Raw genomic sequence first — 16562 nt, forward strand, 5'->3', positions numbered from 1 at the left:
GCCTTTAGGCGGGTTGTAATCGGCGTGATTAATTCGGGCTTCAGCCCCACATATAGCAGGTTAGAAAATAACGTAAACCGGTGCTTCAGCGCCGACAACATTTAATCGGGCTGAAGCCCGATGCGGGTGTTCCGGTATAAACGGATTATTTTGGGCTGAAGCCTTGAATATCCCCCTTGTATACCCCGCTTAAAAGCGGGGCCTATTGAGCGAGTGCGCTAACAGCCGGGCTTGCTTTTTGAAATCAGGAAATAAAATCGTTCACGATACTTTTTAAAAGGATATTTTTAAACATTTTATTTTAACCGGACAACAGTGATGAGCAAATTAGCAAATGCGCCCTTAAATTCGCCTTCCCTTATTAGATACAATTGATGGATAGATCAGTTTTAATTGGTAATTCTGAAGTTCTTAAACCCGATTGGAGCGGATACCGGCCTGTGGTTAAGGCCTGTGTAGTATGAGCGAAAAGCGGGACTGCCTTTAAAAAGTACACTGCAGTATATTTCAAAATGATATAAACCAATTTGAAACTACAAATTAGCAACTCAAACCAAATTCTTAAATAACGTGAACTCGACAAAATATAAAAAACCGCATACCTGCCTGCCGGCAGAGAAATATAGCATTTTAAAGCTGCCAGATTTATTTTAGACACAGATTTCTTTAAGCTTTGTTACACACAATATGATTTACAATCTATTTTTCCTTTAAAGCATAATATATTCAATCTATGTGGTTAGATATTGATCTTTAAATATTTATATATCAAACTCACGTTAAATAAATTGTATCGAACTCAGATTAATTTAATTCTTCAGATAAATTGGCTGATTTAATTCTTAATTTCAATTTAGAAAACAAACTATAAAAAATGAATCTTTCAAATAAACTCAGGTCTCTCATTTTGCTGGCACTGATTCTGCCTGTGCTGGTATCATTTAAAGAAGACCCAAAGCGGGTAGAAAATAAGGCAGAAATGCTGCAAAAAGAGGGCTTCGTACCTCTCTTTAACGGGAAAGACCTGAAAGGTTGGAAGGGTTTGGTTGCAGACCCGATAAAGAGATCGAAAATGGACGCTAAAACCTTAGCTGAAGCACAAAAGAAGGCTGATGCAGAAATGCGGGATAGCTGGAAAGTGGTGAATGGCGAGCTTCAATTTACAGGGCATGGAAATAATATTACCACAATAAAGAAATATGGTGATTTTGAAATGCTGGTCGATTGGAAAATTATTAATAATGGCACTCTGGACGGTGATGCAGGTATTTACCTGAGAGGTACTCCTCAGGTACAAATTTGGGATAATGCGAATTTAAAAGTTGGGGCACAGGTTGGTTCAGGTGGTTTGTACAATAATAAGGAGCATGAAAGTAAGCCGCTCACGGTAGCTGACAAAAAATTGGATGAGTGGAATACCTTCCATATTATTATGAAAGCCGATCGTGTTACTGTATACCTTAACGATGTACTCGTAACTGATAATGTGATTCTTGAAAATTACTGGGACAGAAGTATACCCATATTTGCTGAAGAACAAATAGAATTACAGGCACATGGCTCACCTATTGCCTACCGGAATATTTACATCAAGGAACTTCCACGCGTAAAACCATTCCAGCTGAGTGCTCAGGAAAAGAAGGATGGTTTTAAGGTATTGTTTGATGGAACGAATATGCACAGCTGGATAGGTAATACCAGGGATTATATCACCGAAGATGGTAATATGGCTGTTATTCCGAAACCTGGCAAAAGTGCTCTGGGTAATAACTTATTCTCCAGAGAAGAATTCAGTGATTTTGTATTGCGTTTTGAGTTTCAACTAACTCCTGGTGCGAACAATGGTTTGGGCATCCGCTCTCCTATAACCGGCGATGCAGCTTATGAAGGAATGGAATTGCAAATACTGGATAATGATGCTCCTGTTTATAAGGATTTGAAAGTTTATCAGTATCACGGTTCTATCTATGGTACTTTACCTGCAAAAAGAGGCTATCTGAAACCTGTGGGCGAATGGAATTATCAGGAGGTAATTGTTCAGGGACCAAAGATCAAGGTCATCTTAAACGGTACCGAAATACTTGATGCGGATATTACGGATGCCAGAAAAAATGGTGCAGCCGACGGGCTGAAACATCCGGGCTTATTACGAGACAGTGGGCATATCGGTTTTCTTGGGCATGGAAATCCGCTGAAGTTCAGAAATATCAGGATCAAGGATTTGAGTGCGAAATAATTAGAATTACTGGGTATGCTAACTGTGGAATGTATTATTAAAGATGAGTAACAACTATTAAACTTGGTATCTCACATCTCACATCTCATATCTCACATCTCATTAAGTATATGAAATTAAATTCAACCCGTAGGGATTTTATCAGGAAGACAGGCATTGCCGGTATGGGAATGTTGATGTTACCTGGAATGCTGCGTAAAGTAGCTGCAAGTGACCGCTTACGCGTTGCCCATATTGGTCTGGGTGGAATGGGCAATGCGCATATGAAGTGGTTTTCGGCAATTCCGGAAGTTGAAATTGTGGCTTTGTGTGACGTGGATCAGCTTCATTTAGATTCCACGATGAAAACCCTGGACACCCTTCGTCCCGGACATAAAGCTCAGGCTTACAAAGATTTCAGACATATATTGGATCGTAAGGATATTGATGCCATAAGCTGTGCTACTCCGGATCATTGGCATAGTCAGATTGCAACGTTGGCATTTAAGGCCGGTAAAGATGTGTATGGTGAAAAGCCCCTTTCGTATGATGTTAAAGGAGGCGAAGAAATGCTTAAGAACTTAAAGCGTTACGACCGGATTTTCCAATTGGGTACGCAGATTCATGCAGGCGATAATTATCATCGTGTGGTGGAACTTGTTCGCTCGGGAATCCTGGGTAAAATTCATACCATTCGTTTATGGAAAACCGGTGTTCCACCCGATTTTGGTCCGGCAGCCTACCAGCCGGTTCCAAAGAATTTGGATTGGGATATGTGGCTTGGCCCGGCTCCTGTATCTGAATATGATCCTCAACGCTGTCATTTTAATTGGCGTTATTTTTCTGACTATGGACATGGTGTCTTCGGTGATTTCTGGTCGCATATCGCTGATGTTGCTTATTGGGCACTCCAGCCTCAGGGCTTAAAAAGCATCCACGCCAGAGGTGAGCAAAATACCGGTATTTCCAATGTTCAGCGTTGGATTGATGTGGATTATGAGTATGAAGATTTAAATGTTTACTGGACGAGCATGGTTCCAAATGTTCCGGGAGCTGCCACCCGTTCTAATATTGGAGCTTATTTTGAGGGAGATAAGGGTACTTTGATTTGCGATTATAATACCCATGAGGTTCGGATAGGAGGAGAGCTTGTGTCTGATCTGGCTCATGTTCCGGTCACAATTGAACGTTCACCGGGTCATCAGCAGAATTTTGTGAATGCAGTTAAATCACGTACACAACCCGAGTCTAATCTGGAATATGCCCGTAAACTTACATTGCCTATGCACCTCGGACTAATATCCTATAAATCAGGTAGAAAGCTGGAATGGAATGATAGAAGGGAGCGGTTTGTACACGACAGAGAGGCGAATCAGCTATTATCGAGGGAAAATCGGAAGGAATGGGATTTGACGTAAGGTGTTTGGGGGATGGTGAGAAGGTCGGGGTCTTCGATATAATTACAATAAGTGTTTAAAGAATGGGGTCGTGGCTTTCGAGATAATGACAATCAATGCTTACAAAATGAGGCTGCCCTTAGCGGGCTTGACCCCAATGTCATTAAGTTAAGGATTACGATCCTGACGAATTCAGGATCTCCTCCATTATTAGAAAAATTGCATTGTCATTCTGGCGAAGGCCAGAACCTCCTGCCCTTAACTTAATGACATTTGCCTTGACCCCATGTTATTATTTAAGGATTGGGAGGTTCCAGCCTTCGAGGGATGATAAATCGGGAGGTGGGTTCCAGCTTTCGCTGGAATGACAAATTTTAGTGGGAGGTATAGGGAGATTCCAGCCTTCGCTGGAATCGTCTCAGGTTACTTACTTCTTTTGATGAACCAATCCGCGGCAAGATCATGCCAATCTGGGTTATGTTTTTCAATCAGATTATTTTTCCATGATCGTTGCCAGGTCTTTAATTGTTTTTCTCTGGCGATGGCTAAGTTCACGTCAGTAAACTTTTCAAACCACACCAGTTTAGTACAATTATACTTACTCGTGAATCCATAAACGAGCTTCCGTTTATGCTCGTATACTCTTCTGCGGATATTGTTAGTAAAACCGATGTACAAAACATTATGATAAGTATTTGTAAGCATGTAAACATAATATTCCCTCATTCTCCAAAACTGCAATCCCCGAAATACATAAAGTCAAAAAATGAGTAAAAGGTCTACATCATTTATCATACGGTTCCGCATTTCGATTCCAGCGAAGGCTGGAATCTCCTGCCTCTAAGCCACACTTGTCATTCCTGCGAAAGCAGGAACCTCCTTACCCTTAGCAACCATTGTCATCCGATAAAATCGGATCTCGCGAGGGCGAGAAACCCCACAATCCTTCAAACGTAGTCATACAATAAAATCGGTTCGCACGAAGGCTGTTTCTCCTGAATCCCAACTAACTTTGTCAGAACTACGAATTGTGAACCTCTCCAATACCCCACAAGCAATTTTAATCCAAAGAGCCTAGCCGCACTCTTAAATAATGACATTGGACTTGACCCGTTACCTCTCTTCATCACCCAGCAATCCATTGTAATATCGGAACTGAACCAAATCGTAACATCATCCTAATGGCATCTCAGAGTTAGACCATTTTCAAATTGCCCCTATTTCCTAAACCTCTGATACACCCAGCCAAGCAATAATACTGCCCCCACAACCACCCAAACCTGCCAACCATTAAACCTGTCCTTTTCAACAGATTTAGAATTGTTGATCTGCCTGGACGCCAGCTTTCTGATCATCTTAGATCTTGTCTCTTTACCTTCGGAAACCATAAGCACAGTGCTATCACTTACCCGGTTTAGCTGCCTGATTGAACCTATAATCTCTACCTTAGCTGCCTTGCCAATAAAACCCCTTTCCACAGAAAATTGAAAACTGTCCCTCGGGAAAATCGTAATCTGATAAACCTGCCCGATAGAGTCCCTGACAAAGCGGGCATGGGAGAAATGTATAGTTTCCTGCTCCCGGATCAGCGTATCTGTTTGTTCAAGCCGTGTGAGCTGATTCAGCTGGCGGTTTGAAAATTTAGTTGTGCGGCATGCGTACTGGACAGACATGATTAATATCATGCCCGCCAGTAAAATGAAGTTTTTCATAAGGATACAATTAGTTTTTTAATGCTTATCTGATTATTGTCTCGCCTGCATATGCCGTATCAGACACCTATCCATTTCCGACCTTGCCGGAAATGTGACCGCTTATTCCTTTTATTAGTGTTCCCATGATCTTTCTTTTTTAATAATTGATATAGCGTGCCACCCGGTAAATACTCCTGACAGGGCGCCGTTTGCGGTAGACCCCATCGCCTTCAGGGTTGCCGGATATATTTGTGTTGCCCTCTACGGTAATCAGCCAGGTTCCATCCCATGATCTTTCTTTTTTAATAATTGATATAGCGCGCCACCCGGTAAATGCTCCTGACGGGGCGCCGTTTGCGGTAGACCCCATCGCCTTCAGGGTGGCCGGATGTATTAGTGTTGCCCTCAACGGTGATCAGCCAGGTTCCATCCCATGAATCGATAAATCCCACATGAGCAATCCTTTTTTTCTCAGGGAAATAGATGCCGAAGACGTCGCCGGTAGTAGGGGTTATCTGTTGTCTGTTACCTGTTGTCTGTCTGGTCGGATAGGTATATGGTACGTGTCCTTGTTCCTTGCTCCATGCTCTTTGTTCAGATACAGGGCTTTCCGCTTTTATCTTTCCGCTTTCAGCCCTTAGCCAATTGTTACCTGTTATCTGTCTGGTTGGATAGGCACTATCGGTTTCTAATACGCTTGGTGGGCGTCTTGGTTCCTGGTTCTTGGTTCCTGATTCTCTACTCCAAATTACTCTTGAAGCAGTAAATAAAGATGGTGACCACCCCGTCTGCGGATTAGCAACCCCCGCTTTCCCGAAGACCCAGCACACGAATGCTGCACACCAGGGATTACCTTTCGTAAGGTTTACATAGTGTAGATACTTCTCCACTTCCGGTCCGCGATTTAATCCAGATTCCCGTACCCCGATCTGTGAATCATAAACCTGTTTAACTCTTGCGATGATATCAGAATGATCCTCTTTGAATATTTTGTTCAGGGAATATCCTCCAAGGCCTTGCCCTAAATTATTCTGGATTCTTGCCTGGCCAGCAGGCAGGATGATTTCTGGATACAGGCTCTCCTTTATAGAATAGCTATCAATATCAAAATGAATGCAAATAAAAGTGAGCAGTAAAAGCCAAGAAAGATGATTACTTTTTGCCATGACTGTAAGGATTTAAAATTGGTTTCAAAATGAAATTCAGAATAAGTGGCAAACAATGGCCAGATAGTCTTGATAAGCCACCAGGTGCTCAGCTTGAAAATTAGCATCGCCAATACGGCCATTAAAATTGCGCTTAATGCACCCGGGTCTATTGGAGCGGCACTTTCATCAAAGCTGCGGACTAACTGTGGGAAAATGGCAAACAGGAGTAAAACAAGCCCAATGCCCAGGTATTCTTTTCTCAGGATCTGACCTGCAGAAAATATTGATTTTAAATATTCCATGATTTTTAATTTTGATTTTAAATACTGCGGCGGTTTTACCCGCCGCAGTTCTTTTGTTAAACAATCACGACTTCACCCGCGAAATAGCTTTCGGAGATCTTCTTCTCACCTCTATCAGTGAAAAAGTAATAGATAACCAGATTCTGACCAATCATATTCTCTTCCATTGTAATCAGCATTTCTCCTTCAGATCGCAGAACATTGTCCAGACCATGGATGTAAATATTGGTTTCAGGTTCATAGATCAAAACCGTGATTACATCATCCGCAAATGCATTGTATTTATTGGTCTGTGGAGTCCAGCTTACCTTCAAAATGCCTCCACCCTCTGCCGAAGCAGACCCTTTTGCTATCGCAAGTGGACCGTAGGCAAGTTTGACAGCTGCATAATCGACGGCATAGTCCGGATAATCTCCCAAAATTGCCTGAGCCAGCACCTGTTTGAGTGCCATATTAAAACCCATTGCCCTTCCTTCGCGGAGACTGTTACAAGTAACATTCAGCAGATCTTTGATAGGCTTTAAGAATTTTACAGCCACTGAAAACTTTGCCCGCTGTTCAATCTGGCCTTGAGTAGAAGGTTTGTTGCTTTTCTTTGGTCGCCCTTTGATGTATTCGACCCCTTTCCAACTGCTTCCAATCACACTCCCGGCCTTGCCGGAGAAGCCACCATTGGCTCCTTGTTTTATTCTTCCCATAATGTTTAAATTTTAAATGTTTAAAAATTAATTAATTAGGATTTGCATCTACCGGTATAGCTGATATCCGGGTCAAACGTAGATGTGAATTCCAGATTCCCCAAAAAATGACCCGAATTGACTAGTAAGTGACATCTGAGCGATATTTGAGTGACATGTGTAGGAATAAGTCCTTAGTTTGTTATCCCGATTTATGTATCTGAATATTGACTGACTAATCCCAGAGCAGTATTGTGTTCGGCAGATTTTTGCTATTCGTTTACATCCCGGGCTTTGCCAGCCATACTAATGTCGAACTTGTGTCAAACTTGAGACAGGCATTTCAAGAGCCTGAGACGAACACCACCCGAACCGGACTCGAACCGGACTCGAGCATGACCCGAACGCCACTCGAACACGACTCGAACAGAAGGGCAGTTTTCCCGAAGGATTGGATCGATTTCCCGAACGCGACTCGAATAAAGGAGACTTTTCTCGAACAAGACAGTTTATCGGAAAGATTAGGTTAACCTGAGCTCGACTTAATATTTAAAAAACCGCATACCTGCCTGCCGGCAGGGAAACATAGTATTTTATAGCTTCTAACCTACATTTTAGACACAGATAGCCTTGAAGCTTCGCTTCAATCTATGTTTCCTTTAAAGCATAATAAATTCAATCTATGTGGTTAAATCTTAATCTTTAGATAGTTTAATATCGAACTTATGTTAGGTTAAATATTTGCCAGAGGGAATCCTCTTTACTTCAGGAAATAATTCCTTAGAGCCTCAATCTGGGAAAGGTCAAACCAGTTTTGTTTTCCAATACGGATAGGGGTAAATATCTCTGATTTAATATTCCGGGATAAGGTGCTCTTGCTGAAATTGAGTATTTCCCTGACTTGGTTTGAATTGATGAGCTGTCCAAGGGTTTCAATATCAAGTTTTGATTTTCTCAGCTTTTCTGTAGGATGAAAATCAGCAGTTCCGCAGCCCCGAATTTCCTGCAGCATTTCCTCATTCAGCTCCACGAGCCGGTCGATTGACTTGATGAGGTGATCCAGTTTGTTCACGATTTGAGAATTTGCTGATATAAAATTGCACTGAAAGCTCTGAAAATGTTATTCATTGCAGTAATAATTCATCAAAATGGAGAAATAAAAAAATAGTCCGGAATTGCTGAGAAGATAATTTTCGATCAAAGAAATTTCATGACCAGCAAGCCCAATAGATCTGCAAAAGCAAGTATTCAGGGCTCACAATAATTATCAGGCCTTGTTGTGGATTTATTTCTGCTTTGGGGATTTATTTAAAGACAGGGAAAAACCTCGTTTTCGGGCTCATTGCATTGATTTTTGAATTTTAAGGAGGGATCAGCTATAGGATTGGGTATTGCAGAAGGATATCTGTTTAATTATTTTTAATATACAAAACGCTGTGCTTATGTGAATTAAAAATTAAAAATTAAACATCTATCATCTACCCCAAAACCCCAAACTATGAAAAATTTCCACTTTGGAGAAAATCTCCGCATGATGCGCAATTACAGAGGCTACACCCAGGAAGCCATGGCAAAAGATCTTAACATGTCGCAGGGTACCTATTCTAAAATCGAATACAATGCTGATCAGCCGGATATTGATATGATCAACAAACTGGCAGAAATCCTCAGTTTTAAACCTAAAGACTTAATTTCTACCAATTGGTATGCTGATGAATTTAATTGCAGTACTAATACAAACCGGACTATTGCCATTCTTAACCGAAGAGGGCAGATTGCTTATATTTTTCTCCTTCTGGTTGCCTGGTCAGACATGAGCAATGGCGTGATCGATGGGGCAGAGCTAAAATCAATCGATTTAAAGCTTTTTTGGGCGGCTATTCTCGGGCTTGGAGTCTTCTTTTTCCATTATTTTTCTGTGATACGCGTGGAGGTGAAGGTTCAGAATGGGAGATTTACTGGGGAGGATAAAGGGGGGATTTGATGAGAGGTTCTGTATTTGTGGTTTTGCAATTTGAGGAGCCCATGTTATTTATTTTAAAAGAAACTCCTAAGTAATTTGGGAATTACTTATATAAAGCCTCAGCCACCAGCATATTATACTGAATGTTTGATAGATTTCACAGACCATGCTTAATACCTAAACCAAATGGGCATTTATCGAAAAGTAATATTTGGAAGCCAATTATTACAAATAATCATTTGCAATAATGTTAACAATTCTTTACATTTGATTAATAGTCATTAACCTGATTCATTTAATTAACCAATAGATGAAATGTTCAGAACTACTACGGTTGTTAAAGAAAGCGGGTTGGATCGTTATTCGAGAAGGTAAAGGCAGTCACAAAATATTATCACATCCGGATAAACCTGACAATATTATCACATTTCCTGATCATGGATCGGATGAAATGTCTAAAGGTTTAGCTGAGAAGTTTAAAAAACAAGCAGGACTAAAATAAACTCTGCTATTAAAAATAATCACAGGTTCTACTTACTGGTGAAAGTAGACACGGCATCCCGGTGATCAGGGATTGAACTCATGCTTATACAAACAAAGTGTAAAGCATACAATCAGCCACAAATTTTGGCACAGACATGGCAGGCAAGATCGTTTTCACAGTTGAAAAGACCTCAACAGGCTTTTCAGCATTCGCTCAAGATTTCGAAACTTATCCGGTAGGTACAACTGGCAATACCTTTACAGAACTGAAGGAAAATATTGTTGATGCCTTAAATTTACACAACGAACATCGAGGGTTAAAGATCGTAACTGAAGATGAGGTGTCAATTCAAGTTGATATCCCGCAATTCTTTCAATATTATAGTATAATAAATGCAAAAGCATTAAGTGAAAGAGTTGGCATTAACCCCTCCGTCCTTTCAATGTATGTAAATGGCCATAGAAAACCATCACCAAAGCAAGTCGAAAAGATTTTAACAGGAATTAGGGAAATTGGCAAAGAATTGTCAAGCCTTGACATGGTTGACGCTTAATATCGCTTTTGCTTTTCATTTCAAAACTTTTTAGCACTGCCATGGCACACAATTGAGTCTGACTTTATTAAAAGCATAAAAACCTAGATACTTACCCAAAGCCCACTTCCAGAACTCTTAAACACCGCCTCAATCACCAGCATATTATTAAGTGCATCTTCAAGCGGGGTAGGAACTTCTGTATTGTCAAGTATTGCTTTAGAGAAAAGATCACCCTGAATCGTATACTGATCACAGACTTCAAAGGTAATTTCCTCCGTCTTATCAGAGGTATGAAGCCACAATTTCGTTGGTTTATCCGGTGGGGCATTAAATGGGATTTCTATTTCTATACCGCCCGTATCACCAAAAATATTAACCCTTTGAAATGGTACTATTTGCGTTGAACAGGTAAATGTTGAAGTACCACTTGAAAAATCAAGTATTCCCGAGGCCATTCGGTCCGTTTTAAATTTCGGATCGAACTCAACAAGTCCGTACACCCGTTTGGGCTCCTCGCCGAAAATAAACCGTGATAAGGAAATGCAATAACAACCAATATCCATCAGGCCTCCTCCTCCAAAATCGGGGTTATGCCGAATATTATTAGGATCTGTATTATAATATGAGAAAAAAGTCTGAATGGTTTTAAGCTTTCCGATATACCCCTCTTCCACCAGTTTTTTGGCTTTTTGCCATTGGGGGTGATGCCGGTACATAAAAGCCTCCATGATTTTTAATCCCGGTTTACCTTTTGAAGCCTCAATCAGTCTTAGGGCTTCCTTACTGGAGAGCCCAACAGGTTTTTCCAGCAGCACATGTTTACCGGCCTCCATGGCCTTGATTGCCCAGTCCACATGCATATGGTTAGGTAAAGGAATATAGACCGCATCAATCTCAGAGTCTGACAATAGGTCATCATATGAACCATAAGCTTTTGGAATGTCAAGCAAATTGGCCGCTTTTTTGGCCTCATTCAAATCCCGGGAGGCTATTGCGGCAATTTCACAGTATTTTCCCTGCTTCATAGCAGGAATAACTTTTACTACTCCGATCTTTGCGGTGCTAAGTATCCCCCAGCGAATTTTAGATTTCATTATCAATTACCAATTATCAATTACGAATTTCCTATTTTCCATTCTCCATTCTCCCTTCTCCATTCACATTTCTATTTATTCTCCGCCTCTGCCTTCACAACTTTCTTAGGTTCTCGGAAGAAGATAACAAAGACTACAAGTACAGCTACCGAACCCCAGGCCGGGTAGATCCAGATATTATACCAGTCATGCGCAATATTACCAATTGGCTCAGCCAGTGTATGGATTGCCTGAGAACTTCCGGCAAGGTGAGTGCCAACAAAGGCGCCTACTCCCCACAGTATAAATGCTATTAGTCCCTGAGCAGCACCGCGCATTCTTTCATTGGCTTCATCATCCACATAAAGTTGTCCGGCAATAAATAGAAAGTCATAACAAACACCATGAAGTAAAATTGCACTGAATACCATGACTGTCTGCATTGAAACTGCATCGACACTTCCTGCTAAGAGGAAATAGCGTGCTGCCCAGGCCAGAATCCCGATAAAGATGGTCTTCTTATAACCAAGTCTGCTCAGCATAAATGGTAGCAGAATAAGAAAAATAACATCCGAGACCTGAGCCAATGACATTTTAGCTGCACTAAATTCCCATCCCAATTCTGTTACATACAAATTCATGTTCACAAAGTAAAAATAGAGCGGGATACAGATCAGGAACATACATACAATGAAAATGGCGAATGATGGTTTTTTCAGAAGCGCCAATGCATCTAGACCCAAAATTTCGCTCATGCTTACATCCTTGCCTGTTTTCATTGGAGGAGTATGGGGTAATGTGAGTGAGAATAAGCCGAAAATAATTGAAGTTGCTCCGGCAACATAAAACTGAACTGCTGATTGTTCACCTTTAAACACAACACTAAGAGTAATACCTGCAGCAATCCAGCCGATTGATGAAAGCGTTTTAACTAATGGAAAATCACGTTTTTGGTTATCCAGATGGCGCAATGACAGGGAATTACCCAGTGCCAGTGTAGGCACAAAAGTGCAGCAATAGATAATCAGCATCGGGTAGAATGAACTGAACGTTGTCATCATCGGGAGGGCGAATAGCATCAATCCACCCGTAATTCCAAGGAAAGCCAGAAGCTTCTCGGATGCGAAATACCTGTCTGCAAGTAATCCAACCAGAAATGGTGCAATCATCGCTCCAATAGCGAAGGCACCATAGGCAAGCCCAATCTGTCCGCCATCAAATTGAAGTGTCTTGCTAAGGTATGTCCCCATACTGACATACCAGGAGCCCCAGATGAAATATTGGAGAAACATAAAAAATGCTAGTTTGGTTTTGAGCTGTGCTTGCATGGCGGTTTTTTATTTGAATGTTTAAGTATATAGTTTTCTTAAGAAATTAATTACAAATTATTTATTCAGCTAACTAAAATAACATTTATCATTAAACTTAAGGTCATTATAAATTCTATCTGATAAATATATTCATGATTAAAAATTATTAAACAAAAGTCAATTTATTTTTCTGGAATTCTCAGTAATAAAGTATTATACTTCCTACTATTTATCAAAACTATCTTACCTGAGGGCATTTTTCTGCTACTTTTATTTACATTTATGATACTATTTTCTATAAATTCAATTTCTATTGATTTTATAGTTTAAATTAGTTTAGGTCATTAAAAAGATTTTATCATGAAAGCTTTACAGTATCACATTCCGCTAGAGTTAGATAAATCGTTCATTATATTCAAGGAAGAAGGGCCATTTTTCCCTTGTCCCTGGCATTTTCACTCTGAATATGAATTGGTATTGGTCAACAAAAGTACCGGCGTCCGCCAGGTTGGAGATCATATAGGATATTTTATGGAAGGTGATCTTGTTTTGATGGGGCCTTCCCTCCCGCATCTTTGGACCAATGATCCGAAATATTTTAAAGGGAAGGCTAATCTAACTGCAGAGGCAACTGTTATTCATTTCGTCGAAAATTTTTTGGGAAAAGAATTTTATAACCTACCCGAGATTGAGCCTATCAATAACCTTTTAAAACTATCGAAACATGGGATGGTAATAAGAGGCAATACGAGGAATAAAATTGCTGCTTTAATGCAGGACATGCAGACAATGAGTGGAATTCAGCGGCTTGCTTCCTTATTGTCAATCTTCGATATTTTGTGTGCAAGTAATGAGTATGAACTTCTGGCAAGCCCTGGTTATCTCAAATACGGACTGTTGGATTGTTCTGATAAGTTCAGTAAGGTAAATGCTTACATTCTGCGGAATTTTGATCATGATATCACGCTTAATGAAGTAGCATCTGTAGCGAATATGGCAGTAAGTACTTTTTGCAACTATTTTAAAGAGCATTACAGGGTTACTTTTGTTGAGTACCTGAATAAGGTGAGGGTTGGACATGCCTGCAAACTATTAGGGGAACTGGATGAGAATGTGGTTGAAATTGCATACAAATGTGGCTTTAATAACCTGGCCAATTTTAACAGACAATTCAGGAAGATTAAAAATATGACACCAAGTGAATATCGAAGGACATCAAATGTCAATGTGCCTCAGGTTGGCAGTACGGGTAGATGGCTGGTGATATCTAATAGAACTTCGGTGGAGTGTGCGTGAAATAGGTATCAGGTATCAGGTATCAGGACTGATACTACTCATTTGACATTTAGTAGTATATTTCCAACAACCAACAACTAACAACCAACAACTAACCAACCAATTTATCTTTCTCTTTCCACTGCTTACTGAATGATTTTTCAGTCAGTTTGGGAAGTTCACGGTGTTTCCCCCAGCTTTTCTTAAAGAAAGTCCGGAGCATTAAATTTTTGAATTTACCCCCGAACATATCCATCGTTTTTCTCTTCAACATTCCCGTTTTCCAGCCTTTCCATCCCATGTTTTCTGTAAAATCACTTAATCCCTGCTGAACGGAATCCCTTCTGTTCAACAAGAGCATTTTATGAATATCGATCTTAACAGGGCATACCTCGGTGCATTTTCCACAGAGGCTTGAAGCATAGCTTAAATGCTTGAATTCTTTCATTCCGGCCATGTGCGGTGTGATGATTGAACCAATCGGGCCGCTGTATGTAGTTTCATAGGTATGGCCACCTATGTTTTTATAGACGGGGCATGCATTCAAACAAGCACCGCAGCGTATGCAGTAGAGGGCCTGTCGCTGCTCCTTTTGGGCAAGCAAATTGGTACGACCATTGTCAAGTAAAATTACATACATTTCCTCTGGTCCGTCACTTTCATTTCCTTGTCGTGGACCACCCAGAATTGTATTGTAAACAGTCAGATTTTGTCCGGTACCATGGCTTGATAATATCGGCCAGAACAGATCCAGATCATTCATTGTAGGAATGACTTTTTCAATTCCGACTATTGCGATATGGATTTTTGGGAAAGTAGTGGTTAACCTCGCATTTCCTTCATTCTCTGTCAGGGCGATACTGCCGCTATCTGCAATCAGGAAATTCCCACCGGTAATACCAATATCATAGGAAGTGTATTTTTCCCTTAACAACTCCCGGGCTTTCATCGTAAGCTGTTCCGGTGTGGAATCTATCGCTGTTCCGAATTTTTCATGGAACAATTTCGCGATATCTTCCTTGCTCAGGTGCATGGCAGGAGTGACAATATGATAAGGCTTTTGTCCCAGCAGTTGTACAATGTACTCCCCAAGGTCACTTTCCAGTGCGTCAATATGATTCTTTTCCAGAAATTCATTCAAATGAATTTCTTCGGTAGCCATAGATTTGGATTTGATTACGGTTTTTGCTCCGGCTTTTTTGATGATCCGGAGGATTTCATTCTGAGCTTCTTCTATATCATTCGCCCAAATTACTTTGCCTCCCTTTCTCTGGAAATTCGATTCAAACTCCGGAAGAAGTTTGTCGAGATTTTCCATAACCTTCCATTTTATGGTATGAGCTTTCCGTTTGGAATTTTCAAGATTGGCAAGTTTTGATAATCCCCGTTCAACAGCAACATGATATTTACCAATGTTATAATTGATGATACGGCGATGATCGAGATCAAAGGCTTTAGTATCTGAGGTATGTATGAAATCGGTGGCTAACTTGCTCATTATGCGAATCTAAGTATTTTGAACTTAAACTCCCTTTTCTGTCCAAAATTTTGAACAAATCGAAATATTTGAAAATAATTTTCACCTGCTTGTAACGAAGGTTGAGTTCCCAACGTCTATATAAATGTGACAATCAGAATTTAAAAGGTCTTGTGATGCTAAAGATGTTCAATATTCCGGATTGTTGACCATTCTTCCATAAAAAGAAGATTGGGTCGTACTTATTATAATTTTATACAAGATGAAAAATTTTATTAAATTAATTTTACCGGGCCTCTTACTATTAGCCTCCTGTAGTTCAAAAGTCTACAAAGACAAAACCTTTTTTTCAAAAGCTGAACCTGGTACCCAAATCTTAGCAGTACTTCCTGCTGAAGTAATATTTACAGGCAATTTGCCAAAGAATTGGGGACCTGATCGTGTTTCCCAAATGGAGCTTGAGCAAAGTGGCCAAATTCAGGAATCTCTTTATGATGACCTTTTATTCCGTGCTACCAGCAGCCGGGTGCGAAATAAATGGAGCGTAAAGCTGATGGATTTTCGCTTAATAAACAGTAAGCTTGAAGAGAATGGAATTTCAATAAGGGACTCATGGAAAGTCCCATCTGCTGAATTAGCAAAGATTCTTGGTGTGGATATGATCATCCGTACAAGGGTACAGAATAACCGCATAATGTCTGAAGCGGCTGCAGCCGGCATTAATGTTGGTGTTTCTGTTTTGCGTGATGTCATAAGCAGTAGCTCAGGGCCAGTTTATGTACCCCGGGCACGTGCCAGTGAGAATGATATGAGTCTTTCTTTATACCATTCTTCAAAACCAGAAGCAGTTTCCAGAATTAGTTCTGAGAGAAAATTAAGGGTTAGAAAACTTCCTGTTTACGTGAAGAATTAAAAACCATCCGGATCCAGGTCCGGTCTCAATTAACAATTTTTTATTTTTTAAAAAACACCCTTCTGGTGCAGGAACCCTATTGACTTAGGTAGCCAGGAA

General features: G+C 40.4%; 16 protein-coding genes. 7 read left to right on the forward strand and 9 right to left on the reverse strand.

Translation table 11 applies throughout. The features are described 5' to 3' along the window. The first annotated feature begins 874 nt into the window (after window positions 1-874). Both Q8S11_RS14110 and Q8S11_RS14115 read left to right on the forward strand, forming a co-directional pair. Window positions 875-2236, forward strand: coding sequence for a DUF1080 domain-containing protein (locus Q8S11_RS14110; protein WP_305662762.1), 1362 nt, complete (start codon window positions 875-877; stop codon window positions 2234-2236). A gap of 110 nt (window positions 2237-2346) precedes the next feature. Beyond that, the gene (locus Q8S11_RS14115) at window positions 2347-3633 is read left to right on the forward strand and encodes a Gfo/Idh/MocA family protein (RefSeq protein WP_305662763.1); all 1287 of its coding nucleotides are present in this window, start codon (window positions 2347-2349) and stop codon (window positions 3631-3633) included. A gap of 402 nt (window positions 3634-4035) precedes the next feature. On the opposite strand, the gene Q8S11_RS14120 is transcribed toward Q8S11_RS14115, so the two are convergent. The 6 genes from Q8S11_RS14120 to Q8S11_RS14145 all read right to left on the reverse strand — a co-directional run bounded on the left by Q8S11_RS14120 (window position 4036) and on the right by Q8S11_RS14145 (window position 8505). Further along, the gene (locus Q8S11_RS14120) at window positions 4036-4317 is read right to left on the reverse strand and encodes a GIY-YIG nuclease family protein (protein WP_305662764.1); all 282 of its coding nucleotides are present in this window, start codon (window positions 4315-4317) and stop codon (window positions 4036-4038) included. Between the two features lie 512 nt (window positions 4318-4829). Next, window positions 4830-5324, reverse strand: coding sequence for a hypothetical protein (locus Q8S11_RS14125; protein ID WP_305662765.1), 495 nt, complete (start codon window positions 5322-5324; stop codon window positions 4830-4832). A gap of 284 nt (window positions 5325-5608) precedes the next feature. Continuing rightward, the gene (locus tag Q8S11_RS14130; RefSeq protein WP_305662766.1) at window positions 5609-6472 is read right to left on the reverse strand and encodes a hypothetical protein; all 864 of its coding nucleotides are present in this window, start codon (window positions 6470-6472) and stop codon (window positions 5609-5611) included. Then, window positions 6391-6756, reverse strand: a complete 366-nt coding sequence (locus tag Q8S11_RS14135) for a hypothetical protein (RefSeq protein ID WP_305662767.1) — start codon at window positions 6754-6756, stop codon at window positions 6391-6393. Before Q8S11_RS14135 ends, Q8S11_RS14130 begins: the two co-directional genes overlap by 82 nt. A 56-nt stretch (window positions 6757-6812) precedes the next feature. Next, entirely contained in the window at window positions 6813-7454 is a 642-nt protein-coding gene (locus Q8S11_RS14140) for a DUF6266 family protein (protein WP_305662768.1), read from the reverse strand. Between the two features lie 739 nt (window positions 7455-8193). Further along, window positions 8194-8505 (reverse strand): hypothetical protein, encoded by a 312-nt coding sequence (locus Q8S11_RS14145; protein ID WP_305662769.1) that lies wholly within the window; start codon window positions 8503-8505, stop codon window positions 8194-8196. A gap of 426 nt (window positions 8506-8931) precedes the next feature. Between Q8S11_RS14145 and Q8S11_RS14150 the strand changes: the two genes are divergently transcribed. The 3 genes from Q8S11_RS14150 to Q8S11_RS14160 all read left to right on the forward strand — a co-directional run bounded on the left by Q8S11_RS14150 (window position 8932) and on the right by Q8S11_RS14160 (window position 10433). After that, window positions 8932-9417 carry a helix-turn-helix domain-containing protein gene (locus Q8S11_RS14150; protein WP_305662770.1) on the forward strand — a complete coding sequence of 162 codons (486 nt, stop codon included), beginning with the start codon at window positions 8932-8934 and terminating at the stop codon, window positions 9415-9417. A 289-nt stretch (window positions 9418-9706) separates the two neighbouring features. Then, window positions 9707-9898 carry a type II toxin-antitoxin system HicA family toxin gene (locus Q8S11_RS14155; protein WP_305662771.1) on the forward strand — a complete coding sequence of 64 codons (192 nt, stop codon included), beginning with the start codon at window positions 9707-9709 and terminating at the stop codon, window positions 9896-9898. A 136-nt stretch (window positions 9899-10034) separates the two neighbouring features. Beyond that, a complete protein-coding gene (locus Q8S11_RS14160) occupies window positions 10035-10433 on the forward strand; it encodes a helix-turn-helix transcriptional regulator (RefSeq protein ID WP_305662772.1) in 399 nt (132 codons plus the stop codon). 83 nt (window positions 10434-10516) lie between these two features. Here Q8S11_RS14160 and Q8S11_RS14165 read toward each other — a convergent pair whose 3' ends face one another. Next, entirely contained in the window at window positions 10517-11509 is a 993-nt protein-coding gene (locus Q8S11_RS14165; protein WP_305662773.1) for a Gfo/Idh/MocA family protein, read from the reverse strand. A 71-nt stretch (window positions 11510-11580) separates the two neighbouring features. Beyond that, window positions 11581-12816 (reverse strand): MFS transporter, encoded by a 1236-nt coding sequence (locus Q8S11_RS14170; protein ID WP_305662774.1) that lies wholly within the window; start codon window positions 12814-12816, stop codon window positions 11581-11583. A 342-nt stretch (window positions 12817-13158) separates the two neighbouring features. Between Q8S11_RS14170 and Q8S11_RS14175 the strand changes: the two genes are divergently transcribed. Beyond that, window positions 13159-14094, forward strand: coding sequence for an AraC family transcriptional regulator (locus Q8S11_RS14175; RefSeq protein ID WP_305662775.1), 936 nt, complete (start codon window positions 13159-13161; stop codon window positions 14092-14094). Between the two features lie 91 nt (window positions 14095-14185). Here the strand turns inward: Q8S11_RS14175 and Q8S11_RS14180 are convergent, their stop codons facing one another. Then, window positions 14186-15571, reverse strand: a complete 1386-nt coding sequence (locus Q8S11_RS14180; protein WP_305662776.1) for a LutB/LldF family L-lactate oxidation iron-sulfur protein — start codon at window positions 15569-15571, stop codon at window positions 14186-14188. A gap of 241 nt (window positions 15572-15812) precedes the next feature. Between Q8S11_RS14180 and Q8S11_RS14185 the strand changes: the two genes are divergently transcribed. After that, a complete protein-coding gene (locus tag Q8S11_RS14185) occupies window positions 15813-16463 on the forward strand; it encodes a hypothetical protein (protein ID WP_305662777.1) in 651 nt (216 codons plus the stop codon). The last annotated feature ends 99 nt before the right edge of the window (window positions 16464-16562 follow it).

It is taken from the genome of Daejeonella sp. (assembly GCF_030695525.1).
GTDB lineage: Bacteria > Bacteroidota > Bacteroidia > Sphingobacteriales > Sphingobacteriaceae > Daejeonella.